This is a genomic window from Methylobacillus draconifructus (assembly GCF_045984385.1).
Classification (GTDB): domain Bacteria; phylum Pseudomonadota; class Gammaproteobacteria; order Burkholderiales; family Methylophilaceae; genus Methylobacillus; species Methylobacillus flagellatus_A.
Genome location: NZ_JBJQIJ010000002.1, coordinates 1 through 21,512 on the forward strand (window position 1 = coordinate 1; position 21,512 = coordinate 21,512).

Below are 21,512 nucleotides of genomic sequence, written 5' to 3' on the forward strand. Positions count from 1 at the left end.
TCAACCCTCTGGCGGAGTTGACATAGTGTTGACACTAGAAACAGAAAAGGGGTTACGAATTAACGTAACCCCTTGATTCTATGGTGGGCCTCCCCGGAGTCGAACCGGGCACCAACGGATTATGAGTCCGCTGCTCTAACCATGCATGAGCTAGAGGCCCTGAAACTGTAGCCGCTTAGTCGTTGCCAGTTTCGAGGAAACTGCGCAGGCGTTCAGAGCGGGTTGGGTGGCGCAGTTTGCGTAGCGCCTTGGCCTCGATTTGACGGATACGCTCACGCGTGACATCGAATTGCTTACCGACTTCTTCCAGCGTGTGGTCGGTGTTCATTTCGATACCGAAGCGCATGCGCAGCACCTTGGCTTCCCTTGCAGTCAGCGATTCTAGCACTTCCTTGGTAGCATCGCGCAAGCTTGCGTATACAGCAGCGTCCACGGGAGCAAGCGTCGCTACATCCTCGATGAAGTCACCCAAATGGGAATCGTCGTCGTCGCCGATCGGGGTTTCCATGGAGATAGGCTCCTTGGAAATCTTGAGGATTTTACGGATTTTGTCTTCCGGCATCTCCATCTTTTCCGCAAGTGTCGCTGGATCTGGCTCCAATCCGGTTTCTTGCAGGATTTGGCGGCTAATACGGTTCATCTTGTTGATGGTTTCGATCATGTGCACAGGGATACGGATGGTGCGCGCCTGGTCCGCGATCGAACGTGTGATCGCCTGGCGGATCCACCATGTGGCGTAAGTCGAGAACTTATAGCCGCGACGGTATTCGAATTTGTCCACCGCCTTCATCAGGCCGATGTTGCCTTCCTGGATAAGGTCGAGGAATTGCAGGCCGCGATTGGTGTATTTCTTGGCAATGGAGATCACCAGACGCAGGTTAGCCTCGATCATTTCACGCTTGGCGCGGCGCGCACGAGCCTCGCCCGTGGACATCTGCTTGTTGATTTCCTTGAGTTCCTTGATCGGGATGCCGACGCGGTCCTGGATATCCAGCAATTGCTGCTGCTGGTCGTCAATCGAGTGCCGGAAGCGCTCCAGGCGCTCAACATAAGGCTTGTTGACTGCAAGCTCAGCACTCAACCACTCCAAATTGCCCTCATTGCCAGGGAAGCTCTTGATGAAATGCGGCCTTGGCATACCGGCCTTTTCAACACAGAAGTCCATGATTTTGCGTTCGTGCCCGCGGATTTCATCCACTATGCCGCGTACACGGTCACAGAGCGCTTCCACTTGCTTGGCGGAGAAACGGAACGCCATCAGCTCTTCAATGATGGTGCCCTGCAGTTTGAGGTATTCCTTGTCCTGGGAGCCTTTACCCGCCAGGATGACGGTCATTTTCTCGTGGGCGCCACGGATAACGGCAAAACGCGCCAGCACTTCCTCACGCAATTTGGCAAGGGCTTCGGCCGAAATGGCAGCAGCCTTGGCGCCGTCATCATCTTCTTCATCCTCGTCACTATCCTCTTCAGCCACTTCCTCAGTGTCAGCAGCTTCCTCCGCCGCAATCTCCGCACCAAGGCCATCGTCGGCGTCGATCAAGCCGTCAACGAGATCGTCGACCCCGAGTTCGCCCTTCTCGACCTGGTCCACCATGGCCAATAGTTCGGTAATGGTGCTGGGACAGGCGGCAATAGCCTGCACCATGTGCTTGAGGCCGTCTTCAATGCGCTTGGCAATCTCAATTTCGCCCTCACGGGTCAACAGGTCGACCGTACCCATTTCACGCATGTACATCCGCACTGGGTCAGTGGTGCGGCCGAATTCGGAATCCACAGTGGAAAGGGCTTGCTCCGCCTCCTCAACCGCGTCTTCGTCAGCAACCGGGGCAGGGGCATCAGACATCAGCAGAGCTTCGGCATCGGGCGCCTCTTCGTACACCTGGATGCCCATGTCGTTGATCATGCCGATGATGCCGTCGATCTGCTCGGAATCCTGGACGTCGTCAGGCAGGTGGTCGTTAATTTCAGCGTAAGTCAGGTACCCACGCTCCTTGCCCAGGACGATAAGGGACTTCAACCGCGTGCGACGTATATCAGCGTCATTCAGCGTGATATCAGCTTTGTCGTTTACATTGTCGTTCTGTTGCTCTTTAGCCATGCTTGACCCCATCGGACTGCGGTTGAGTACGAAAAACCCTAGATTATACCTTAAAACACCTACAACTTTTAGCAGTTTTATACAGCCTGCCACTGCAATTTCAGCGCGTGCCGATGGATTTCAGCAGTTCGCGCTCTTCTTCCGTCAACTGGCTCAGGCTTTTTTCCTTGAGCCTATCCACTGCAGAGCTTGTCTGGCGCTGCAGGCATATTTCCTTCAATTGCCTGCGCACGCCGTCAAACTCCAACGCCAGATCCACGCTCTCGTCGAGCAAATGCAGCTCGCGCTGCAAATCGGACAGCAAGCGTGCATCAATCAACAACTCAAGCCCATGCAGCATCGCCGCTGGTTTGGCAGCGGGGTTTGCCAGTGCCAGCTTGATGACCTGGCGCACCATTTCGTCTTCATCGGCAGCGCCTGTCAGCCAGGCCAAATCCTGTTCCTGCACCAGATGCGGCTGCATGATGGCCATCAATGCGAACCTGCGCTGCAACGACATCGTCACCCGAGCCTGTTTGGGAGCAGACCGTGCCTGCGGGCGATTAGTTTCCGGCAGCTTGATCATGCGGCGCATTTCATCGCCGGAAATATCCGCCAACTCCGCTATGCGTTTGCGCAACAGCAATGCCAGCCTCGGCGCCTGGATCTGCTTCAGGATAGGCTCCGCCTCGTTGAGGAACTGCACTTTGTCTTCCTGCGACTGCAAGCGGTTATTTGCGCTCAGCTCCTGAACCAGGTATTGCGACAATGGCAAGGCCTGCGTCATCAGCGCCTCAAACGCCTCTTTGCCAAATTCCCGCACATAGCTATCCGGGTCATGCTCGGCAGGCAAGAATAGAAAGCTGAGCCGCAATCCGTCCTTGAGCGCGGGCAATGCATTCATTGCCGCACGCCAGGCTGCGCTCCGGCCCGCATTATCTCCATCAAAGCAAAATACGATGTCATCCGCCTGGCGCATGAGCTTGGTAATATGCGTCGGCGTCGTGGCAGTGCCCAGCGCAGCCACTGCATAATCGATGCCATATTGCGCCAGCGCCACGACATCCATGTAGCCTTCCACCACCAATGCTCTGCCCGCTTCGCGGATAGCCCGGCGTGCGAGGAAAAGGCCATAAAGCTCCTGACCCTTCTGAAATAAGGGCGTTTCCGGCGAATTCAAGTATTTCGCCCCGGCATCCGCACTTTCCAGCACCCGGCCGCCAAAACCGATGACCTGGCCTTTCTGGTCATGGATCGGGAACATGATGCGGTCGCGGAACCGATCATAGCGGCGGCCCTGCTCGTTTTCAATCACCAGCCCAGCGGTTTGCAGCACCTCATGCCGATAGTCCGCAAACACGGCCTCCAGGTTCTGCCACCCGGCTGGCGCGTAACCGATTTGGAAGCGGGCAGCCACCTGGCCGCTCAAGCCGCGCCCCTTGAGATACTCGATGGCACGCGGCGATTTCTTCAGTTCCGCCTTGTAGTAATCCGCTGCTTGCTGCATCACCTCCTGCAAGCCCGGGATCACCTTCGCCCTCACGGCATCCTCAGGCCGCGACTCCTGCGGCACGATCATGCCGACCGATTTGGCCAGCTCATGCACCGCCTCGACAAAGCTGATCCCTTGGTACTCCATGACAAAGCCGATGGCGGAGCCATGCGCGCCACAACCAAAACAGTGATAGAACTGCTTGGTCGGGCTGACGGTAAAAGATGGGGATTTTTCGTTATGAAATGGGCAACAGGCGGAGTAATTGGCCCCGGCCTTCTTCAAGGGAACGCTGCGGTCGATCACATCGACGATGTCGACGCGATTGAGCAAGTCTTGAATGAAGGAATCAGGAATCATGAGTGAAAATAATAGCCGAACCCCAAACTGAAACCAAAAACAAAAAAGGAGCCCGAAGCTCCTTTTCCAACATTACCGAGCAGTCAGGTTCATGCGGCAAGCTTGGACTTGATCAATCCTGAAATCTTGCCCATGTCGGCACGCCCAACCACCTTGGGCTTGATGGCAGCCATCACCCTGCTCATATCCTTGATGCTGGTAGCACCGGTTTCCGCAATCACGCTGTCGAGGATGGCATTCACTTCATCTTCGGACAACGCGGCGGGCAGATAGGTTTTCAGCACAGTCACTTCAAACTTTTCCACGTCCGCCAGGTCATGACGGTTGGCGGCCTCGTACTGGGTGATTGAATCGCGGCGCTGCTTCAGCATCTTCTCGATCGCCTCAATCACCTGGCCGTCGTCTAGCTCGATGCGCTCATCCACCTCGCGCTGCTTGATCGCCGCCTGCAAAAGGCGAATAGCCCCGAGACGTGCGCTATCCTTTGCACGCATCGCGGCTTTCATATCTTCGGCGAGTTGCGCCTTGATTGTCACAGCAATACTACCCTGAGCTTAGTACAGCTTGGTAGGCAGAGTCTGGCTGCGGATACGGCGGTAGTGACGCTTCACGGCAGCGGCAGCCTTACGCTTGCGCTCCCATGTTGGCTTTTCGTAGTACTCGCGAGCGCGCAAGTCGGTCAGAAGGCCAGTCTTTTCAATCATGCGCTTGAAACGGCGCAGAGCCACGTCAAACGGCTCGTTCTCTTTTACACGTACGCTAGACATTTAAATCACTTTACCTTTGAGAAAGGGTGAAAAAGTTTGCTATTCTAGCGCCTCATTATTGTTTTATCAACATTATCCGCAAACTTATGTTAATTCTCGGCATTGAATCTTCCTGCGATGAAACCGGCCTGGCCCTGTACGACACGGAACAAGGCCTGCTCGCCCATGCATTGCATTCCCAGATCGACATGCATGCCGCATACGGCGGCGTGGTGCCGGAATTAGCCTCTCGCGATCATATCCGCCGGGCATTGCCCTTGACCCAGCATGTATTGGATCAAGCAGGAAAATCACTGGGCGACCTGGACGGCATCGCCTACACCCAGGGCCCAGGGCTCTCGGGCGCACTGCTGGTCGGCACCAGCATTGCCGAATCCCTCGCGTTCAGTCTCGACCTTCCGACCATCGGCGTCCACCACCTCGAAGGCCATTTGCTCGCCCCGTTGCTCGAGCCCGACCCGCCGGCATTCCCGTTCATCGCCTTGCTGGTATCGGGCGGGCATACCCAGCTCATGCGCGTTTCCGCGATCGGCGACTATGAGCTGCTGGGCGACACCCTGGACGATGCCGCAGGGGAAGCGTTCGACAAAACCGCCAAGCTGCTCGGCCTCAGCTACCCCGGCGGCCCCGCGGTTTCAAGGCTGGCAAGCCAGGGGCAGCCCGGCGCCTGCCAATTGCCGCGCCCGATGCTGAACAGCGGAGACCTCAATTTCAGCTTCAGCGGCCTCAAGACCGCCGTGCTCACGCTGGTCAACCAATACGGCGACGCATTGGACGAGACAGCTCGCGCTAATATTGCCTATGAATTTCAGGAAGCCGTCACGGAAGTGCTCACCAAGAAATGCATGGCAGCCTTGCGCAAAACCGGGTTAAAGCAATTGATCGTCTCGGGCGGGGTTGGCGCGAACGCCCGGCTGCGCGAACGCCTCAATATGGCGGCGAAACGCAGGCAATATCAAGTGCATTATCCGAGGCTGGAATTCTGCACCGACAATGGCGCCATGATCGCATTTGCCGGCGCCATGCGCATGCAGCACGCCAAGCAAGGCAACCACAGCTTCACCGTGAAGCCGCGCTGGGACCTGGCGGAACTGACCAGGCCGTAAAAAATGGTTAAAGCGCGGTTAGGGTTTCTTGCCGAACCCGGCTTCGCTGCCGTCCAGCAATTTGCGGATATTGCTGCGGTGGCGCCAGATCAGCAATAACGACAGCACAAACACGACAATGATATAGCCGACATGAGGCAGCAGCAGCCAGGCGAAACCAGGCGCCAAGGCTGCGGCAGTCAATGCGGCCAATGATGAAAAACGCGTCAGCGCGAACACCGCGATCCAGCTCAGCAAGGCCAGCCCTGCCAACAGGGGGGAGAATGCCAGCAATACACCCAATGCGGTCGCCACGCCCTTGCCGCCCTTGAAGCGGTAGAACACCGGGTACAAGTGGCCCAGGAATACCGCCACCGCAATCCAGCACACCACTTCCACCGGCAGCGCATAGTATTGCGCCAGCCAAACCGGCAGCCAGCCCTTGGCCGCATCCCCCAGCAATGTCAGTAATGCGGCCAGCTTCTTGCCGCTGCGCAACACATTGGTCGCGCCGGGATTGCCGGAACCGACGGTACGCGGATCAGGCAGACCGAAGGCCTTGCTGACCAGTATGCCAAAAGAAATTGAACCGAGAAGATAGGCGGCGATGACGAAAACTGCGTTATTCATGAGGTTTGGATTAAAATTGAATTGCCGTATTCTATCAGCCCTCAAGCCCTAACGCAGGACCCCCGCCCATATGGACATTATTTTTCTCAGCGAAGTCAAGGTGCAAACCCATCTCGGTGTACCCGACTGGGAGCGCCTCACGGCGCAAACCATCATCCTCGACATTGAAATCGCCATGCCCGACAGCAGCTCCTGCCAGACCGACGACATCGGAGACACCATCGATTACGGCGTGGTCGTCTCGCGCATCCGCGAAACGCTGGCAGAACGCTCGTTCAAGCTGGTCGAGGCCCTGGCTGAACATATCTGCCAGCTCATCATGCAGGAATTCGGCGCACCCTGGGTCAAGCTACGCGTCGCCAAACCGGGCATTTTGCCGGGACTGAAGGCGTTGGGAGTAGTGATAGAGCGGGGCCGTGCCCAATAACATTACTTGACCGGAACAACGCTGCCTTCGGCCCGCAGTTCAATATCCCTGTATTCGCACTTCCCCTCCCGGTGCTGGAATAAGCTCAAGGCAATCAGCCATACGCGCACAATCCGCCCCGGCATTGCGCCGCCTATGTACCTGGCATAATCCTCGTACAGGTTGCGCTGTTCATTCAGCCACTTGCCCAGGTCCTGCTCTCCCGAGCGGACCACGACATGGGTCTCGCGCGCCGTCCAGCTTGGTATTGGGCAGCGATAGCCAGTACCGACCGGCAGGCCGGCGCTCCAGTAGTAAGTGATGTCCTGCCCGTTATCAAACTCGACAGCGATGCTCATGTAATCGTGTGTAGGCAATGTATCTTCGGCGACGCTGGACGGCAAAAGGTCAACTTTCCAGGACCATTTCAACTCAGCATCGGGCACTAGCGGCACATCCACATCCTGTTGCAGCAGGCCGACGTCATTGTGCGTATTGCAGCACATCGTTTCGCCATGCTCATGTGCATGCTTGCGGTATATCTCCGCCGGCCCGATGAACCAGAGATATTGCCATCCCTCAGGGACGCCCACCCCATTGACAAGCCGATCTGCCTCCTGCTGCAACAATCCATTGACGTCTCCAAATCGCAGCAGACGTTCCACGCCTTGCCGGGGTTCCGTTTGCCAGCGCAGCAGCAACAGGCTGAAGCCTCCCTCCACCATGCCATAGGCTTCCTTCGGCGTAGCCAGCTTGCCGCTTGCATCCGCCCATTCGCCAGGGAAATAGCTGGCAAGATAGAGCCGGCCTGCATGCGCAGCCTGCCAGGAATGCGTATCGCGGGTGCCGCGAAAGACTTCGCCGCCTTCCCCGACCCGGAACCATAGCTGGTAATGCGGACCGATCCAGATCGGGGTCCCGCTCAGCGTTGTCCTGCCAATGGCAAAGCTGGTGAAACGGTCGCCTTGCTGCACGTCGATTCCGCTGTCGATCCAGGGTATATCACGCGATGACAAATCAAAGAAATGGAAATCCTGCACCACACCTGCTGGAGATTGTTGCAACAGCGCCTCGAAACCGCGTTTGAATTCTTGCTGATTCATGCTCCACCTCGTCCTGGCATTAACGATCAATTGAACAATTGCTTATGAGCTTGATATTCTAGGGATTCCAACCTATCGGTTCTTGTAAAATCAGCTATGTTGACTGCCTACCCGACCCACCTGAGAATATTTCTCTGGCCAGGAAAAGTGCTGTATTTCGGCCCGTCCCCTCCGCTCGGCCAGCACCTGTATGGCGCTGCCGCGATCCACGTCGGCATCTACAAGCCGTTCCAGATCAGGATCAATCGCGGAGCCGCCGTGGTATGCAGTTGCGCCATCATTCCTCCCGGCGTCAACCATGAGATTGATTTCGGCAACGGCATACACGGCAAAATGTTCGTGGAGATGGACAGCCCGGAATTTCAGTTGCTGCGGCAACGCTTTCCCTATCGCACGCATTCCGCCACCACTTTCCACGACGCAGGGCTGGTCGATTGCTTCCGCAGCATCTACGAGGATGATCCAGCCAAGGACGAAGTAGATATGCGGCTAAGCCGTTTGTTAGGAGACGCATCCAGCATGCGCGTGATCGACCCGCGCATACAGGCCGCGATCGAGATCATGCGCAACGAGCCCGACCGGAATTTTCCCAATGAATACCTTGCCGCCGCGGTCGATCTCTCGCCATCAAGATTCCTGCATTTATTCAGGGCGGAAACCGGCAATCCTTACAGGCGCTTCAGGCGCTGGAAAAGATTGCTGACAGCGGCCGGGCAGTTCCATCAGGCGGACAATATGACCCATGTGGCGCTCAATAACGGGTTCACCGACTCAGCGCATTTCAGCAACTGTTTCCATCAAAGCTTCGGCGTGCAACCTAGCTTTGTGTTCCGCGCAATCGAGCGCTTCGAGATGATCACCTGACCAACAAGTATCATCCGCGCGGATGGTGCGCCTGATGCAATTGCTTCAAGCGCTCGCGCGCGACGTGGGTATAGATCTGCGTGGTGGAGATGTCGGCATGGCCGAGCAGCATCTGCACCACGCGCAGGTCTGCGCCGTGGTTGAGCAAATGGGTGGCGAAGGCATGGCGCAGTACGTGCGGCGACAGAGCAACCTGGATGCCAGCGATTGAGGCGTAACGCTTGATGATGTACCAGAAAGCCTGGCGCGTCATGCCTTCGCCACGCTGGGTCACGAACAGGTGATCGCTCAGGCGTTGCTGCAGGATGGACGGCCGGCCTTCCTGCAGGTAGCGCGCCAGCCATTCCACAGCTTGTTCGCCCAGCGGCACCAGCCGCGTCTTGCTGCCCTTGCCGGTGATGCGCACCACGCCATCCGTCAGGCTCAGTTCGGTGACGTGCATGCCGACGAGCTCGGAAACCCGCAGCCCTGTCGCGTAAAGCGTTTCCAGCATGGCGCGGTCGCGCAACCCGAGGTTAGTATTGTGGTCAGGCGCATCAATCAACCGCTCCACGTCGTCTTCGCTCAAGCTCTTGGGCAACGAGCGCGGCAGTTTCGGCGACTCGATGTGGATGCTGGGATCAACATCGATATGGGACTCGCGCAAGGCAAAGCGGTAGAAGCGGCGCAGGCTGGCAACCAGGCGGCTGATGCTGCGCGGCTTGCTTTGCGGAAAGCGGAACGCGATGAATCCCTGGATATCCTCGGGGCCGGCTTCCAGCATAGTCCTGTGCCGGGCCTGTTGCAGCCAGGCGGCAAATGCGGCCAGGTCCTGGCGGTAGCTGGACAAGGTGTTCTTTGCCAGGCCGTCTTCCAGCCACAAATGGTCGATAAAGTTGTCTAGCAGCGCGTCAACGGTATCCATCGGCCCGCTCGTGCTGCAACAGCCAGCGCTTGATTGCCAGTCCCTTGGCATCGCCCTGCATGAACCCGCCCAGGCCGCCCTTGGCGACGATGCGGTGGCAGGGGATCACCAAGGTCAGGTGATTGGCGCCGCAGACATTGGCAACTGCCCGCGAACCGGACCTCACCCGCTCCGCCAGCTCGCCATACGTCCATACCTCGCCAAGCGGGATCGCGGACATGGCCTGCCATACCCGCTTCTGGAACAAGGTGCCCTGGAGCACATAAGGGAAATCGAGCGGCGCGGCAGCATCTTGCAGGTATTGCCCGACTTGCCGCGCGACATGCTGGACAAAAGGATTGGCGCTGCAAAACGTCGGCAACTGCTCGGAGAGCAGGCGCATGCCCGTCACGTAGTCGTTCGAGACATTGATCCCTATCGCGCCGAAAGGCGCAGTGACGACGGCATCGAAGGAAGGCGTTTGTTTCGGTCCCATATGGCGATGATAGAGGAAAATAGCGCGATAAAAAACGCGATGCAGCAAGATCAGCAAAAACAGGATCAGTAGAAATGAAAAAGCCCCGGAGGCCGGGGCTTTGTTGCACTGCCAACAAGCAAACGCTTATTCTGCGCTGGTTGTTTCCTTGGGAGCGCGCAATTGCAGCTTTTCCTTGATACGTGCGGACTTGCCGGAGCGCTCGCGCAAGTAGTACAGCTTGCTGCGGCGTACGTCGCCACGGCGCTTGACTTCGATGCTGGCGATCAGCGGGGAGTAGGTTTGGAAAGTACGTTCCACGCCTTCGCCGGAGGAGATCTTGCGCACGATGAAGGAAGAATTCAGGCCGCGGTTGCGGATTGCGATCACGACGCCTTCGTATGCCTGTACACGCTTACGTGTACCTTCAACCACGTTAACACCAACGACAACGGTGTCGCCTGGCGCGAAAGAGGGAATGGTCTTGCCGAGGCGGGCAATTTCTTCCTGTTCCAGTTGCTTGATGATATCAGCCATTTCTTGCTTCCTTTTAGTTATGGGAATCTTGTTCCTGCTCTATTTCAATGAGCAGCCGAGATTCCTCTTTCGTCAACGGCCTTGCGGCCAATAAATCCGGACGTCTTGCCCGGGTTCGCGCCAGCGATTGCTTCAACCGCCAGCGCTTGATCTTGGCATGGTTGCCGGACAACAGCACTTCCGGCACCTTCTGCCCCGCATACTCCTCTGGGCGGGTGTAATGCGGGCAATCCAGCAACCCATCGGCAAAGGAATCTTCCTCTGCCGAACCGGCGTCGCCCAGGCTACCGGGCAACTGCCTAATGATCGCGTCCAATATCGCCATGGCGGGAATTTCACCGCCAGACAACACATAGTCGCCGATCGAATATTCTTCATCCACCAGCGTGGACAGCAAGCGCTCATCCACACCTTCATAGCGGCTCGCCAGCAATATCAGGCCCGGCGCATCCTTCAACTGCATCACGTGCTCATGCTTGAGCGGTACGCCCTGCGGCGAGAGGTGAATCACTTTGGGATTCTCCACACCGCGCGACTGCTGCCGGATTTTCGCTGCCGCAATCGCCTTTTCCAACGGCTCGGCCAGCATCACCATGCCTGGGCCGCCGCCGTATGGCCTATCGTCTATGGTGCGGTAATTGTCGGTCGTAAAATCCCTAGGGTTCCACAGTGCCAGTTCATAAATACCGCGTTCCTGGGCCCGGGAGCTGATGCCGAACCTAGTCAAGGCATCGAACATTTCCGGAAACAGGGTCACCACGTCAAACTGCGTGGCGCGCCTTTCCTGCGTATGGCCGGCCTCGTTCAAAATTCCGGATCCCAATCCACCAAGATAGTCTTGGCGTCGATATCCACTTCAAGCACGACTTGACCGATAAAAGGCAACAAACGCTCACGGTCGCCTTTCACCACCAGCACATCGTTGGCGCCCGTGGCAAATACATCCGCCACCTGGCCGAAGTCTATGCCTTGCTGGTTGCGCACTTGCAGGCCGATCAGGTCGGACCAGTAATACTCGTCCTCTTCGGGCTCAGGCAATTCGTCCCGGCGCACCGCGACATGCATGCCCTTGCAGGCGAACGCCTGGTCGCGGTCGTCTACGCCTTCCAGCTTGACCAGCAGCAGGTCGTTATGCACTTTTGCCTTTTCGACCTCATACGGCCGCCACTGTTCGGGGTGCTTCGGATCGCCGCGCCCCAGCATCCAGCGGTCATAATCAAACAGGCTGTCGATGTACTCGGTATCCGGCTGGACTTTCACCCAACCATAAACGCCATAAGGGGCGACGATGCGCCCCATAATGACTAATTCACTCACAACTTGCAGCAACCGCTTTCACAGCGGCCCTTCAATTAAGCAGACTTTTGAGCTTGCTTAACCAGGCGAGCGACGCTGTCAGACAACTGAGCACCGTTGCTACGCCAGTGAGCGATACGCTCGCTGTTCAGGCGCAGGCCTTCTTGGCCTTCCTTGGCGAGCGGGTTGTAGAAACCAACGCGCTCGATGAAGCGGCCATCACGACGGTTACGGGAATCAGCGACAACGACGCTGTAAAAAGGAGCTTTCTTCGCGCCACCGCGGGCGAGACGAATAATCACCATAATCTTGTTCTCTTTGGATTGGACTGAAAGGCGCGGATTTTACGTTATTTTTTATAGTCTTGGCAAGTTAATCATGCAGTATTTGCTGTCGGCGCATACCGGGTGGGATCGGCCAGGCCCGCTGCGACAAAGCCCTGGCGCCGTAACCGGCAGGAATCGCATACGCCGCAGGCCCTGCCTTCGGCATCCGCCTGGTAGCAGGAAACGGTCAAACTGTAGTCGACGCCGAGCGCGGCGCCCTGGGTGACGATCTCGGCCTTGGTCATATCGATCAAGGGCGCATGGATGGTGATCGTCCGACCCTCGACTGCGCTCTTGGTCGCGAGGTTAGCCATGGCCTGGAAGGCGTGGACATACTCGCCGCGGCAGTCGGGATAACCGGAATAATCCAGGGCGTTCACGCCGATGAAGATATCACGCGCGTCCAGCACTTCGGCCCATGCCAGCGCCAAGGACAGCATGATGGTATTGCGTGCGGGCACATAGGTCACGGGAATGCCTTCGCTCGGCGCTTCCGGCACGGCGATCGAGGCGTCGGTAAGCGCAGAGCCGCCAAACATTGACAAATCCAGTTTCACGGTACGGTGCAAGGCGGCGCCTAGCGCCTCGGTGACGCGGTCGGCGGCATCCAGCTCGGCGCGATGCCGCTGCTGGTAGTCCAGGCTCAGACAATAGGCCTCATAGCCCTGGCTGCGTGCGATAGCGAGCACCGTGGCGGAATCCAGACCGCCCGACAACAGCACTACGGCTCTCTTGCTCATATGTTGTTCCTTGATGACAGCCGCATACGCGGCCATGAATGCCTATTTGCCGGGCGTCTCGCCCCAGAGGATCTTGTGCAGCTGCACCTGCATGCGCACGGGCAATTTGTCCGCAAGCACCCAGTCTGCCAGATCGGTAGGCGTAACCTGGCTGAACACAGGCGAGAAGATTACCTGGCATTTTTCATTGAGGGCGTGCTCTGCGAGCAACTGCTTGGCCCAGTCATAATCCTCGCGGCTGCAGAGCACGAACTTGATCTCGTCATTCGGCTTGAGCCGCTGCAGGTTTTCCCATTTGTTCTTGGCCAACTCGCCCGAGCCGGGCGTCTTGATATCCAGGATCACGGCGACGCGTTCGTCCACGCCATCGGTGGCAATGGCGCCGCCAGTCTCCAGCGAAACCTCGTAGCCGTCGTCGCACAAGCGCTCGAGCAGCTTGAGGCATTCCTTCTTTTGCGCGAGCGGCTCGCCGCCTGTGACGCAGACATACTTGGCGCCATAACTGCCGACCTGCGCCACGATCTCGTCCAGCGTCATATTGCTGCCGCCCTTGAAGGCATACTCGGTATCGCAATAGACGCAGCGCATCGGACAGCCCGTCAGGCGCACGAAAACGGTAGGCAGGCCTACGCGCGACGACTCCCCTTGCAGGGAGTGGAATATCTCATGGATGCGTAACACGGAAAACTATCTGGACTTGATCGAGTCCAGCACGTTGAGGCGGCGCTTGGCGCTCGGGGCCAGCTCGTGGTTGGGGAATTTCTCCAGCAATCCACGCAGTGTCTTCTTGGCGCCTTCCACGTCCGAGAGCTGGATTTGGCTATTGGCAATGCTGAACATCGCATCCGGCACCTTGTCGCTGTTCGCATGCTGGGAAATCAGCTTTTGCTGGGTATTGATGGAGGCCTTGTAGTTCTTCAGCGAGAACTGCGCGCTGCCCAAGCCGAGCAATGCGTCGGGAGTCAAAGGGGAGCCTGGGTAGCTTTGCAGGAACTTGCCATAAGCGTCGAAGGCTTCCTTGAACTTGCCCGAGGCTGCGAAAGCCTTGGCTGCCTCCAGGTCGCGCGCTTCGGGGCTATCGCCATTGGCAGCGGCTTGTGCATTGCCCTCGTCACCGCCGTTCTGAGCGGTGGCAGGGACGCCGCCTTCTTCCAGTTTGCGCAAGCGGCCGTCAGTGTCAGCGTACAAATCGCGCTGACGCTGCTGTGTATTTTCAATATTGTGGTTGACGACTTCGAGCTCGCCCTTGAGGCGGCTGATTTCCTGGTTGAGCCTGTCTATCTGGCCCATCAAGTCCAACATGCCCTGGCTTTTGGTTTCCAGGGCCTGCTGGCTCTTTTTCAATTCCGCTAACGCGGCTTGCGTTTCCTGGTTCTGGGCTTGAACCTGCTGTTGCAGATCAGCGATCTTTTTTCTTGCCTCATCATCGCCGAAAAGCGCAGCCTGCACCAAGTGAGGCAGCGAGAGAAAACCGACTACAACCAGAACCAGTAAACGCTGCATCATGAATTACTCGCCTTGGTACAGAAGCTCTACACGGCGGTCTTGCTGCCAGCAAGTTTCATCCGCGCAACCGGCATTCGCCTTTTCCTTGCCGAAGCTTACTGTCTCGATCTGCGCGTCTTGCACGCCAAGCAGGTTCAACACCTTCTTGACAGCGACGGCACGGCGCTGACCCAGGGACAAGTTGTATTCGCGCGTGCCGCGATCATCGGTGTTGCCTTGCAGGAACACCTTGGCATCACCGTGCGAGCTCAGGTATTGCGCATGCGCCTCGATCAATGGGCGGAACTCTGCCTTGATCGCATCGCTGTCGAAATCGAAGTACACGTTGCGCTTGGACAGGATGTTGTTAGGGTCCTTCAGCGGGTTGCTTGCCAAGGAGGAGTCGGATACACCACTCGTAGCAGAATCGCTAGTGGTGCTACTGCTGCTTTGAGTGGCGACTGGGCTCTTGTCCTCGACGGCCGCCTGTGGGGTTTCTTTCACTGCCTTGCTCGAGCAAGCTGCCAACATGGCTGCAAGCAATACACTGATCACGATATTCTTGTTCACTTTGTTCTCTCCTTTAAATTATGTAAGACACACCATCAACTGTTACCACACTACAAACTTGCCTGTTGTTACAAAAACACCCGGCGCCAAGTAAGCATAACGGCCGTTTTTACAATAACTTGCTTGTTATTTCAATTCCCTACTGGCTGATGATCGGGCCCCAGGCGGGCTCGCGCACATCGCCGCCGCTCTCGCTCAGGCGCTGCTTGACCCGGCCATCGGCAGATACGACCGCCAACGCGCCGCGACCGCCGATACGGGTGGCGTGCAGCAACATGCGGCCATTCGGCGCGAAGCTGGGCGATTCATCCTTGGGCCCGTCGCTCAATACTTGCACTTGTCCGCTCTGCAAATCCTGCAGGGCGACCTTGAACTGGCCGCCGTCACGGCGGATGTAAGCAAGAGACTTGCCATCTGCCGACAGGCGCGGACTCACCACGTAACCGCCCTCGAACGTCATGCGGCTGGCATCGCCGCCGCTGGAGGCCATGCGGTAGATTTGCGGGCTGCCACCGCGATCGGAGGTGAAATAGATATAGCGGCCATCCGGCGACCATGTCGGCTCGGTATCGATCGCGGTGGTTCGCGTCAACTGCTGCAATCCGGTGCCATCGGCATTGATGGAGTAGATCTGGGAATTGGCCGCATGCGTCAGCACGATCGCCAGCCGCTTGCCGTCGGGCGACCATGAAGGCGCACTGTTATTGCCCTTGAAATTCGCCAATACGGTGCGCTGGCCGGATACCAAGGATTGCACATAGACGATGGGCTTCTTCTTCTCGAACGATACATACGCCAGCTTGGTGCCGTCAGGAGACCAGACCGGCGAAATGATCGGCTCTGCGGAAGAGACGACGGTCTGCGGGTTATACCCGTCCGAATCCGCCACTTGCAATGCATAGCGGCCGCCAGACTTGCTGACATAGGCGATGCGGGTAGCGAAGACGCCCTGCTCGCCCGTCAGCTTCTGGTAGATCACGTCGGCGATCTTATGCGCGGTCAGGCGCAACTGGGCCGGGGTGATGTTGTATTCCATGCCCACCAGCTGGTTCTGCTTGTATACGTCCAGCAGGCGGAAAGACACTTTAAGGCGGTTGCCGGGCAACGTCTCGATATTGCCTATGGTCAAAGCCTGCGCCTGGATCGAGGCCCAGTCCTGGTAATTGACCTGGCTGAGTTCACTAGGCTGGTTGGCAACGCCGCGGGTTTCCAGCACGCGGAACAGGCCGCTGCGGCGCAAATCGGCGCTGATCACGTTGGCTATCGTGTCTTGCTGGCCGGGGATCGTTCCCTGCTGGGCGAAGGGCACGACCGCAATCGGGATTTGCTGGGCGGCGCCACCGACAATTTCGACGGTCAGCGCGGCATGCGCACCGGACGTCACACCGAATGGCAGGAAGGAAACTAAGAGGCTGAGAAATAAGCGTAATTTATTCATGTGGGTTTAGGGCAGTAAAATAATGCAAAGTTCCCCGATCGATCAGCGGACATTCTACCAAATTCGCCCACAGACTTGCTATGGGGCTTGTTGCCTACCGATCAAACCGATAATCAGCTGCTAATAATCCTCGTTGGGGCGGAACTTGAGCCTGAGGTCGCGGAAGCGCGAAAACAGGTCGGGTTGCGCCGGCACCGGCAAAGGTTGCGCCTGCAGGATCGCTCTTTCGATCGCTTCGTCGCACGCAGGCAGGCCGCTGCTCTTCAATATGCGCGGCACGCCTATCACCTCGCCGGTGGGCATCAGGCTGATACCGACCTCAAGCTCCGGCTTGCCTGTACCGCATAGCTGGCGATTCACGTTGCGCCTGACCTTGTCGCGAATCTGGCCCAGGTACTTGTCGATTTCGCCCTGGTTGGCCACATTGGCGCCCGATTGTGACGGCCCTTGTTTTTGCGCCGGCGCCGGCTGCGAGCTTTCTTCCAGTAGCTCCTGCTGCAGCTTCTTCAATTCATCCAGCTTGACCTTGTCCTCTTTCTTGGGCTCTGGTTTTTTCGGCTCGGGCTTCTTGGGTTCAGGTTTCTTTTCGGGCTTTTTTTCCGGTTTCGGCGGCTTGGGCTTTTCCGGCTCCTTCTTCACCTGGATGTCTGCCTTCGGTTCCGGCTCAGGCGCGGGTTCCGGTTTTGGCTCAGGCTTGGGTTCGGGCTGCGGTTCCGGCTTAGGTTCGGGTTTTGGCGGCTCGGGAACAGGCTGCGGCTGCGGCGGTTTCGCCACCGGCTTGTCGGCGGGCAGGTTCTCCCATAGCTCGACCTGGGCCACCATCACCGGCTGCTGCGTCTTCCACTCGAACGAGACCAGCAGCAGCGCCAGCAACAGCAAATGTACGAGCAGCGAAAGTGCTGCGGCACGCGCTTTATAAGGATTGGCTCGACGTTTTCTCATGCATCAATTGGCTGGTTTAAGCAAAAGGCCGACCTTGTACTGCTTGAGGCTGTCCATCAGCGTCACCACCTTGTCGTATTGCACGTTCTTGTCGGCGGCGATCACGATGGCGCGGTCCGGCGTCTTCTCGACCTGGGTCTTGACCTCGAACAGCAACTGGTCGCGTTCCATGACCTTGCTTTCGATCTCGGCTCGACCATCCGCCTTGACGGTGATGACGATAGGCGCGGCCGCCTGCTTGAGCGTCTGCCCGACCTGAGGCAGCTCGACGATGCCGGGATTGGTCATGGGCGCCGTGACCATGAAGATCACCAGCAGCACCAGCGTAACGTCGATGTAGGGCACGACGTTGATCTGGTTCATCAGGCGGCGGGATTTGCGACGGCTCATCACGGCCTCCTTATGCTTTGCGTTGCAGGATATTGGTGAATTCTTCGATAAAGCTTTCGTAACGCACGGCCAGCCTGTCGACCGAGGCGGTAAAGCGGTTATAGGCGATCACGGCGGGAATCGCGGCAAACAGGCCGATCGCGGTAGCGACCAACGCTTCGGCAATCCCGGGCGCGACATGGGAAAGGGTGGCCTGGGCCATGTTGGCCAGGCCGCGGAATGCGTTCATGATGCCCCACACGGTACCGAACAAGCCGATGTAAGGACTCACCGAGCCGACCGAGGCGAGGAAAGGCAGATGCGAATCCAGCTCGTCCATCTCGCGGTTGTAGGCGGCGCGCATGGCGCGGCGCGCGCCTTCGGTCACGTCGCCGACGTCCAGGGTGGGCTGGCGCTTGAGGCGCGCATATTCCTTGAAGCCGGCCTCGAAAATGCTGGCAAGGCCTTGCGTGTTGCGGCGCCCCGACGTCACGCTTTCATAAAGCTGGTTGAGGTCGCCGCCCTTCCAGAATACGCGCTCGAACTCCTCGGCTTCGTTGTCTGCGCTGCGGATGGAGAAAAATTTGATGAAGATATACCACCAGGAGATCAGCGATGTGAGCAGCAGCAATGCCATCACGATCTGCACCGGCACGCTGGCGCCGCTGATCAGCGATATAAACGACATGTCTTCAGTAGGATTCATTCAAGCTCCATTGGGTTGATCACATAAGGTTGATCATATAGGGTTGACCAGGTTTCGCACGGCAGGCGGGATGATGGCCGGCCTGAACTGTTCCGCATCGATGCAGACGATATCCACGGTGGCCTCTGTCAGCAATTGCTCGCCGCGGTATATCTTCTGCTCGAATTTCATGAGGCTGCGCCCAAGCTCCTCGAGCCGCGTCACCACTTCCAGCGCATCATCAAAGCGCGCGGGACGGCGGTATTGTAGCGCAAGGCTGCGCACCACGAACAAGACCCCGAGATCATCCCTTAGTTCCGCCTGGCCGAAACCCAGGCTGCGCAGGAACTCGGTGCGCGCACGCTCCATGAACTTGAGGTAATTGGCGTGATAGACCACGCCGCCGCTATCGGTATCTTCGTAGTAAACCCTTACCGGCCAGCGAAACTCCGTACTTGCACTCATTGCTGCCAGAGTTCTCCGGTGCCGATCTTGCCGGGCGTGGCGAGCCCGAAATGCTGGTAAGCCTGTTGCGTGGCGATGCGGCCGCGCGGGGTGCGCATGAGGTAGCCTTGCTGGATCAGGTACGGCTCGAGTACGTCCTCGATGGTGTCGCGCTCCTCGCCGATCGCGGCTGCGAGGTTATCCAGCCCGACCGGGCCGCCGTCGAATTTCTCCAGCACGGCCAGCAACAACTTGCGGTCCATGACATCGAAGCCGAGCTTGTCCACGTCGAGCATTTTCAGGGCGGCATCGGCAATATCGGCACTCACGACGCCGTCGGACTTCACCTGGGCATAGTCGCGCACCCGGCGCAACAGGCGGTTGGCGATACGCGGCGTGCCGCGCGAGCGGCGAGCGATTTCCAGCGCGCCTTCCTGCTGCATGGAGACTTCCAGCAATCCGGCGGAACGGTGGACGATGCGGGCCAGCTCCTCCGCAGTGTAGAACTCCAGGCGCGAGACGATGCCGAAGCGGTCGCGCAAAGGGTTGGTCAGCATGCCGGCCCTGGTGGTCGCCCCCACCAGGGTGAAAGGCGGCAGGTCGAGGCGCACCGAGCGCGCGGCAGGGCCTTCGCCGATCATGATGTCGAGCCGGTAATCCTCCATGGCCGGATAGAGTATTTCCTCCACGACCGGGGAAAGCCGGTGGATTTCGTCGATGAACAAGACATCGTTGGGTTCGAGATTGGTGAGCAGCGCCGCAAGGTCGCCCGCGCGCTCCAGCACCGGGCCCGAGGTCTGGCGCAGGTTGACGCCCATCTCCTTGGCGATGATGTGCGCCAGCGTGGTCTTGCCCAGGCCCGGCGGCCCAAACAGCAGCACGTGGTCCAGCGCCTCGGCACGGCCGCGCGCGGCGTTGATGAAGATTTCCAGCTGGCCGCGCGCCTTTTCCTGGCCTACGTATTCATCCAATACCTTGGGACGCAGGGCACGCTCCAGCGCTTCTTCCTGCGTGCCTTGGGTGGATGGGGCGATTAAACGGTCGGTTTCTATCATCAGGTCGGATTCTGCTTGGCTACGCTGCGCAGCTTCTGCGCGCAGCGGCATATGCGCATGATACAGAAAAGCCTGCGATTGTTCTCTACCTTGCAAGTCAAAAAACGTAAAAACCTTCCGCGACTTACCAAGAGCCTGTTCACGATATTTTCATCAGGTACGTTGTCCCGGCAGGGCAAGTGATGCAAGGCGCAAACCATTAAGGGTGTGGATTTCACCGGGACATTGCCCGAGGAATTGCAACGTCCCGGCCGCTGCGCTGCCGAGACAACCCTAGGGGCAAGGCCCCAACACGCGCCCGTTCTGCGCTGCAGTCCTTGGCGAGGCAATCAGCATCACCTGCGAACTGCGCCTTGACCGGACGCGTGTTGGAGCCTTGCGCACCCGATGAAAATATCGTGAACAGGCTCTAGACCAGCTATTTCCAGTCGCTGGAAGAACCTGCCCAGAGGTCGATACCGCCCTCCTGGGCAAGGGTGTCTATCGCAGCCAGCTCTTCCGGAGTGAAGGCAAGGTTCTGTAAGGCGGCGACATTCTCGCGGATCTGCTGGCTGTTGCTCGCCCCGATCAAGGTGGAGGTCACGCGCTCGTCGCGCAGCACCCAGGCCAGCGCCATCTGTGCAAGCGTTTGCCCACGCTGCAATGCAATCTGGTTGAGGCCGTGAATGCGCTTGAGGTTTTGCTCGCTCAAGTGGCTGGGAGGGATGGAATTGCCGCCCGGACGGTTGATGCGCGCCTCCTGCGGAATGCCGTTGAGGTATTTGTCCGAGAGCAGCCCTTGGGCCAGCGCGGTAAAGGTGATGCAACCCATGCCCTCCTGCTGCAGGGTGTCGAGCAGGCCGCGCTCTATCCAGCGGTTGAGCAGGTTGTAGGAAGGCTGGTGGATCAGGCAGGGAATCTTCCATTCGCGCAACAGCCTGGAAGCTTCCAGCGTCTTGGAGGGAGAGTAGGAAGAAATGCCGACATAGAGCGCCTTGCCCTGCTGAACGGCGCTGGCGAGGGCGCCTATGGTTTCCTCCAGCGGCGTTTCCGCGTCGAAGCGGTGCGAATAGAAGATATCCACATAGTCCAGCCCCATGCGCTGCAGGCTTTGGTCCAGGCTCGCAAGCAGGTATTTGCGCGAACCGCCGCCCTGCCCGTAGGGACCCGGCCACATGTCCCATCCCGCCTTGGTGGAAATGATCAGCTCGTCGCGGTAAGGGCGGAAATCCTGCCGGAACAATTGCCCGAAATTGGCTTCCGCGCTGCCGTACGGCGGGCCGTAGTTGTTGGCGAGGTCGAAATGGGTGATGCCGAGGTCGAACGCGGTGCGCAGCATGTCGCGCTGCACGGCGATATTGGTGTTATCGCCGAAGTTGTGCCACAAGCCCAGCGACAGCAACGGCAGCTTGAGCCCGCTGTTGCCGCAACGGCGGTACTGCATCTGCTCATAACGATGTTCATCGGCCTGGTAAGTCATTCACTGCTCCTTCAATTCACAACG

Annotated in this window: 26 protein-coding genes and 1 tRNA gene; 3 read left to right on the forward strand and 24 right to left on the reverse strand. The window is 58.3% G+C overall.

From position 1 onward, the window contains the following. Positions 1 to 81: 81 nt before the first annotated feature. The 5 genes from ACKF11_RS03895 to rpsU form a co-directional block, all read right to left on the reverse strand. A tRNA-Ile gene (locus tag ACKF11_RS03895) sits at positions 82 to 160 on the reverse strand. Between the two features lie 15 nt (positions 161 to 175). Further along, positions 176 to 2,098, reverse strand: a complete 1,923-nt coding sequence (gene rpoD, locus ACKF11_RS03900; protein ID WP_407996036.1) for an RNA polymerase sigma factor RpoD — start codon at positions 2,096 to 2,098, stop codon at positions 176 to 178. 100 nt (positions 2,099 to 2,198) lie between these two features. Continuing rightward, positions 2,199 to 3,929, reverse strand: coding sequence for a DNA primase (dnaG, locus tag ACKF11_RS03905; RefSeq protein ID WP_407996037.1), 1,731 nt, complete (start codon positions 3,927 to 3,929; stop codon positions 2,199 to 2,201). Positions 3,930 to 4,018: 89 nt separating this feature from the next. Further along, positions 4,019 to 4,465: a GatB/YqeY domain-containing protein gene (locus ACKF11_RS03910; RefSeq protein WP_407996038.1), complete on the reverse strand. Its 447-nt coding sequence runs from the start codon at positions 4,463 to 4,465 to the stop codon at positions 4,019 to 4,021. An 18-nt stretch (positions 4,466 to 4,483) separates the two neighbouring features. Continuing rightward, positions 4,484 to 4,696, reverse strand: coding sequence for a 30S ribosomal protein S21 (gene rpsU, locus ACKF11_RS03915; protein WP_011480545.1), 213 nt, complete (start codon positions 4,694 to 4,696; stop codon positions 4,484 to 4,486). 86 nt (positions 4,697 to 4,782) lie between these two features. Here rpsU and tsaD point away from each other — a divergent pair, with 86 nt between their 5' ends. Next, a complete protein-coding gene (tsaD, locus tag ACKF11_RS03920) occupies positions 4,783 to 5,802 on the forward strand; it encodes a tRNA (adenosine(37)-N6)-threonylcarbamoyltransferase complex transferase subunit TsaD (protein WP_407996039.1) in 1,020 nt (339 codons plus the stop codon). Positions 5,803 to 5,820: 18 nt separating this feature from the next. On the opposite strand, the gene plsY is transcribed toward tsaD, so the two are convergent. Further along, the gene (gene plsY, locus ACKF11_RS03925; RefSeq protein ID WP_407993154.1) at positions 5,821 to 6,411 is read right to left on the reverse strand and encodes a glycerol-3-phosphate 1-O-acyltransferase PlsY; all 591 of its coding nucleotides are present in this window, start codon (positions 6,409 to 6,411) and stop codon (positions 5,821 to 5,823) included. A 70-nt stretch (positions 6,412 to 6,481) separates the two neighbouring features. On the opposite strand from plsY, the gene folB reads away from it, so the two are divergent. Continuing rightward, positions 6,482 to 6,838 carry a dihydroneopterin aldolase gene (gene folB / locus ACKF11_RS03930; RefSeq protein ID WP_407996040.1) on the forward strand — a complete coding sequence of 119 codons (357 nt, stop codon included), beginning with the start codon at positions 6,482 to 6,484 and terminating at the stop codon, positions 6,836 to 6,838. A 2-nt stretch (positions 6,839 to 6,840) separates the two neighbouring features. Here folB and ACKF11_RS03935 read toward each other — a convergent pair whose 3' ends face one another. Next, positions 6,841 to 7,920, reverse strand: coding sequence for a DUF3047 domain-containing protein (locus tag ACKF11_RS03935; protein WP_407996041.1), 1,080 nt, complete (start codon positions 7,918 to 7,920; stop codon positions 6,841 to 6,843). Positions 7,921 to 8,016: 96 nt separating this feature from the next. Between ACKF11_RS03935 and ACKF11_RS03940 the strand changes: the two genes are divergently transcribed. Then, positions 8,017 to 8,784, forward strand: a complete 768-nt coding sequence (locus tag ACKF11_RS03940) for an AraC family transcriptional regulator (RefSeq protein ID WP_407996042.1) — start codon at positions 8,017 to 8,019, stop codon at positions 8,782 to 8,784. 10 nt (positions 8,785 to 8,794) lie between these two features. Here the strand turns inward: ACKF11_RS03940 and xerD are convergent, their stop codons facing one another. The 17 genes from xerD to mgrA form a co-directional block, all read right to left on the reverse strand. Then, positions 8,795 to 9,688: a site-specific tyrosine recombinase XerD gene (xerD, locus tag ACKF11_RS03945; protein ID WP_407996043.1), complete on the reverse strand. Its 894-nt coding sequence runs from the start codon at positions 9,686 to 9,688 to the stop codon at positions 8,795 to 8,797. Further along, entirely contained in the window at positions 9,675 to 10,163 is a 489-nt protein-coding gene (locus ACKF11_RS03950; RefSeq protein ID WP_407996044.1) for a methylated-DNA--[protein]-cysteine S-methyltransferase, read from the reverse strand. The genes xerD and ACKF11_RS03950 overlap by 14 nt, the downstream gene beginning before the upstream one ends. 126 nt (positions 10,164 to 10,289) lie before the next feature. Then, positions 10,290 to 10,679, reverse strand: coding sequence for a 50S ribosomal protein L19 (rplS, locus tag ACKF11_RS03955; protein WP_309566138.1), 390 nt, complete (start codon positions 10,677 to 10,679; stop codon positions 10,290 to 10,292). A 13-nt stretch (positions 10,680 to 10,692) separates the two neighbouring features. Then, on the reverse strand, positions 10,693 to 11,487 hold the full coding sequence (gene trmD, locus ACKF11_RS03960; RefSeq protein ID WP_407996045.1) for a tRNA (guanosine(37)-N1)-methyltransferase TrmD: 795 nt from the start codon (positions 11,485 to 11,487) through the stop codon (positions 10,693 to 10,695). Next, positions 11,484 to 11,978, reverse strand: a complete 495-nt coding sequence (gene rimM / locus ACKF11_RS03965; protein WP_407996385.1) for a ribosome maturation factor RimM — start codon at positions 11,976 to 11,978, stop codon at positions 11,484 to 11,486. The genes trmD and rimM overlap by 4 nt, the downstream gene beginning before the upstream one ends. 53 nt (positions 11,979 to 12,031) lie before the next feature. Continuing rightward, a complete protein-coding gene (gene rpsP / locus ACKF11_RS03970; RefSeq protein WP_309566134.1) occupies positions 12,032 to 12,280 on the reverse strand; it encodes a 30S ribosomal protein S16 in 249 nt (82 codons plus the stop codon). Between the two features lie 71 nt (positions 12,281 to 12,351). Beyond that, positions 12,352 to 13,041, reverse strand: coding sequence for a 7-cyano-7-deazaguanine synthase QueC (gene queC, locus ACKF11_RS03975; protein WP_407996046.1), 690 nt, complete (start codon positions 13,039 to 13,041; stop codon positions 12,352 to 12,354). 42 nt (positions 13,042 to 13,083) lie between these two features. Continuing rightward, positions 13,084 to 13,722 carry a 7-carboxy-7-deazaguanine synthase QueE gene (gene queE / locus ACKF11_RS03980; protein WP_407996047.1) on the reverse strand — a complete coding sequence of 213 codons (639 nt, stop codon included), beginning with the start codon at positions 13,720 to 13,722 and terminating at the stop codon, positions 13,084 to 13,086. A 6-nt stretch (positions 13,723 to 13,728) separates the two neighbouring features. Continuing rightward, positions 13,729 to 14,547 (reverse strand): YbgF trimerization domain-containing protein, encoded by an 819-nt coding sequence (locus ACKF11_RS03985; protein ID WP_407993162.1) that lies wholly within the window; start codon positions 14,545 to 14,547, stop codon positions 13,729 to 13,731. 3 nt (positions 14,548 to 14,550) lie between these two features. Next, positions 14,551 to 15,096: a peptidoglycan-associated lipoprotein Pal gene (gene pal, locus ACKF11_RS03990; protein ID WP_309566130.1), complete on the reverse strand. Its 546-nt coding sequence runs from the start codon at positions 15,094 to 15,096 to the stop codon at positions 14,551 to 14,553. A gap of 139 nt (positions 15,097 to 15,235) precedes the next feature. Beyond that, positions 15,236 to 16,534, reverse strand: coding sequence for a Tol-Pal system beta propeller repeat protein TolB (gene tolB / locus ACKF11_RS03995; RefSeq protein WP_407996048.1), 1,299 nt, complete (start codon positions 16,532 to 16,534; stop codon positions 15,236 to 15,238). Between the two features lie 120 nt (positions 16,535 to 16,654). Continuing rightward, a complete protein-coding gene (gene tolA, locus ACKF11_RS04000; RefSeq protein ID WP_407996049.1) occupies positions 16,655 to 17,476 on the reverse strand; it encodes a cell envelope integrity protein TolA in 822 nt (273 codons plus the stop codon). 3 nt (positions 17,477 to 17,479) lie between these two features. Then, positions 17,480 to 17,866, reverse strand: a complete 387-nt coding sequence (locus tag ACKF11_RS04005) for a biopolymer transporter ExbD (protein ID WP_309566127.1) — start codon at positions 17,864 to 17,866, stop codon at positions 17,480 to 17,482. A 10-nt stretch (positions 17,867 to 17,876) separates the two neighbouring features. Then, the gene (gene tolQ / locus ACKF11_RS04010; protein ID WP_407996050.1) at positions 17,877 to 18,551 is read right to left on the reverse strand and encodes a protein TolQ; all 675 of its coding nucleotides are present in this window, start codon (positions 18,549 to 18,551) and stop codon (positions 17,877 to 17,879) included. A gap of 33 nt (positions 18,552 to 18,584) precedes the next feature. Further along, entirely contained in the window at positions 18,585 to 18,995 is a 411-nt protein-coding gene (gene ybgC, locus ACKF11_RS04015) for a tol-pal system-associated acyl-CoA thioesterase (protein WP_407996051.1), read from the reverse strand. Continuing rightward, positions 18,992 to 20,029 carry a Holliday junction branch migration DNA helicase RuvB gene (ruvB, locus tag ACKF11_RS04020; RefSeq protein ID WP_407996386.1) on the reverse strand — a complete coding sequence of 346 codons (1,038 nt, stop codon included), beginning with the start codon at positions 20,027 to 20,029 and terminating at the stop codon, positions 18,992 to 18,994. The genes ybgC and ruvB overlap by 4 nt, the downstream gene beginning before the upstream one ends. 418 nt (positions 20,030 to 20,447) lie before the next feature. Continuing rightward, complete coding sequence (gene mgrA / locus ACKF11_RS04025) at positions 20,448 to 21,488, reverse strand: L-glyceraldehyde 3-phosphate reductase (RefSeq protein WP_407996052.1); 1,041 nt, start codon at positions 21,486 to 21,488, stop codon at positions 20,448 to 20,450. Positions 21,489 to 21,512 lie beyond the last annotated feature (24 nt).

Bases quoted from the DNA above. Each gene is read 5' to 3' on its own strand.
- rpsP (WP_309566134.1), bottom strand. From the start codon at position 12,280: ATGGTGATTATTCGTCTCGCCCGCGGTGGCGCGAAGAAAGCTCCTTTT.
- queC (WP_407996046.1), bottom strand. From the start codon at position 13,041: ATGAGCAAGAGAGCCGTAGTGCTGTTGTCGGGCGGTCTGGATTCCGCC.
- tsaD (WP_407996039.1), top strand. From the start codon at position 4,783: ATGTTAATTCTCGGCATTGAATCTTCCTGCGATGAAACCGGCCTGGCC.
- tolB (WP_407996048.1), bottom strand. From the start codon at position 16,534: ATGAATAAATTACGCTTATTTCTCAGCCTCTTAGTTTCCTTCCTGCCA.
- ACKF11_RS03940 (WP_407996042.1), top strand. From the start codon at position 8,017: ATGTTGACTGCCTACCCGACCCACCTGAGAATATTTCTCTGGCCAGGA.
- ruvB (WP_407996386.1), bottom strand. From the start codon at position 20,029: ATGATAGAAACCGACCGTTTAATCGCCCCATCCACCCAAGGCACGCAG.
- ACKF11_RS03935 (WP_407996041.1), bottom strand. From the start codon at position 7,920: ATGAATCAGCAAGAATTCAAACGCGGTTTCGAGGCGCTGTTGCAACAA.
- tolQ (WP_407996050.1), bottom strand. From the start codon at position 18,551: ATGAATCCTACTGAAGACATGTCGTTTATATCGCTGATCAGCGGCGCC.
- rpoD (WP_407996036.1), bottom strand. From the start codon at position 2,098: ATGGCTAAAGAGCAACAGAACGACAATGTAAACGACAAAGCTGATATC.
- ACKF11_RS04005 (WP_309566127.1), bottom strand. From the start codon at position 17,866: ATGAGCCGTCGCAAATCCCGCCGCCTGATGAACCAGATCAACGTCGTG.
- ACKF11_RS03950 (WP_407996044.1), bottom strand. From the start codon at position 10,163: ATGGGACCGAAACAAACGCCTTCCTTCGATGCCGTCGTCACTGCGCCT.
- ACKF11_RS03985 (WP_407993162.1), bottom strand. From the start codon at position 14,547: ATGATGCAGCGTTTACTGGTTCTGGTTGTAGTCGGTTTTCTCTCGCTG.
- rpsU (WP_011480545.1), bottom strand. From the start codon at position 4,696: ATGTCTAGCGTACGTGTAAAAGAGAACGAGCCGTTTGACGTGGCTCTG.
- rplS (WP_309566138.1), bottom strand. From the start codon at position 10,679: ATGGCTGATATCATCAAGCAACTGGAACAGGAAGAAATTGCCCGCCTC.
- folB (WP_407996040.1), top strand. From the start codon at position 6,482: ATGGACATTATTTTTCTCAGCGAAGTCAAGGTGCAAACCCATCTCGGT.
- tolA (WP_407996049.1), bottom strand. From the start codon at position 17,476: ATGAGAAAACGTCGAGCCAATCCTTATAAAGCGCGTGCCGCAGCACTT.
- xerD (WP_407996043.1), bottom strand. From the start codon at position 9,688: ATGGATACCGTTGACGCGCTGCTAGACAACTTTATCGACCATTTGTGG.
- mgrA (WP_407996052.1), bottom strand. From the start codon at position 21,488: ATGACTTACCAGGCCGATGAACATCGTTATGAGCAGATGCAGTACCGC.
- dnaG (WP_407996037.1), bottom strand. From the start codon at position 3,929: ATGATTCCTGATTCCTTCATTCAAGACTTGCTCAATCGCGTCGACATC.
- ybgC (WP_407996051.1), bottom strand. From the start codon at position 18,995: ATGAGTGCAAGTACGGAGTTTCGCTGGCCGGTAAGGGTTTACTACGAA.
- rimM (WP_407996385.1), bottom strand. From the start codon at position 11,978: ATGGGGCGCATCGTCGCCCCTTATGGCGTTTATGGTTGGGTGAAAGTC.
- plsY (WP_407993154.1), bottom strand. From the start codon at position 6,411: ATGAATAACGCAGTTTTCGTCATCGCCGCCTATCTTCTCGGTTCAATT.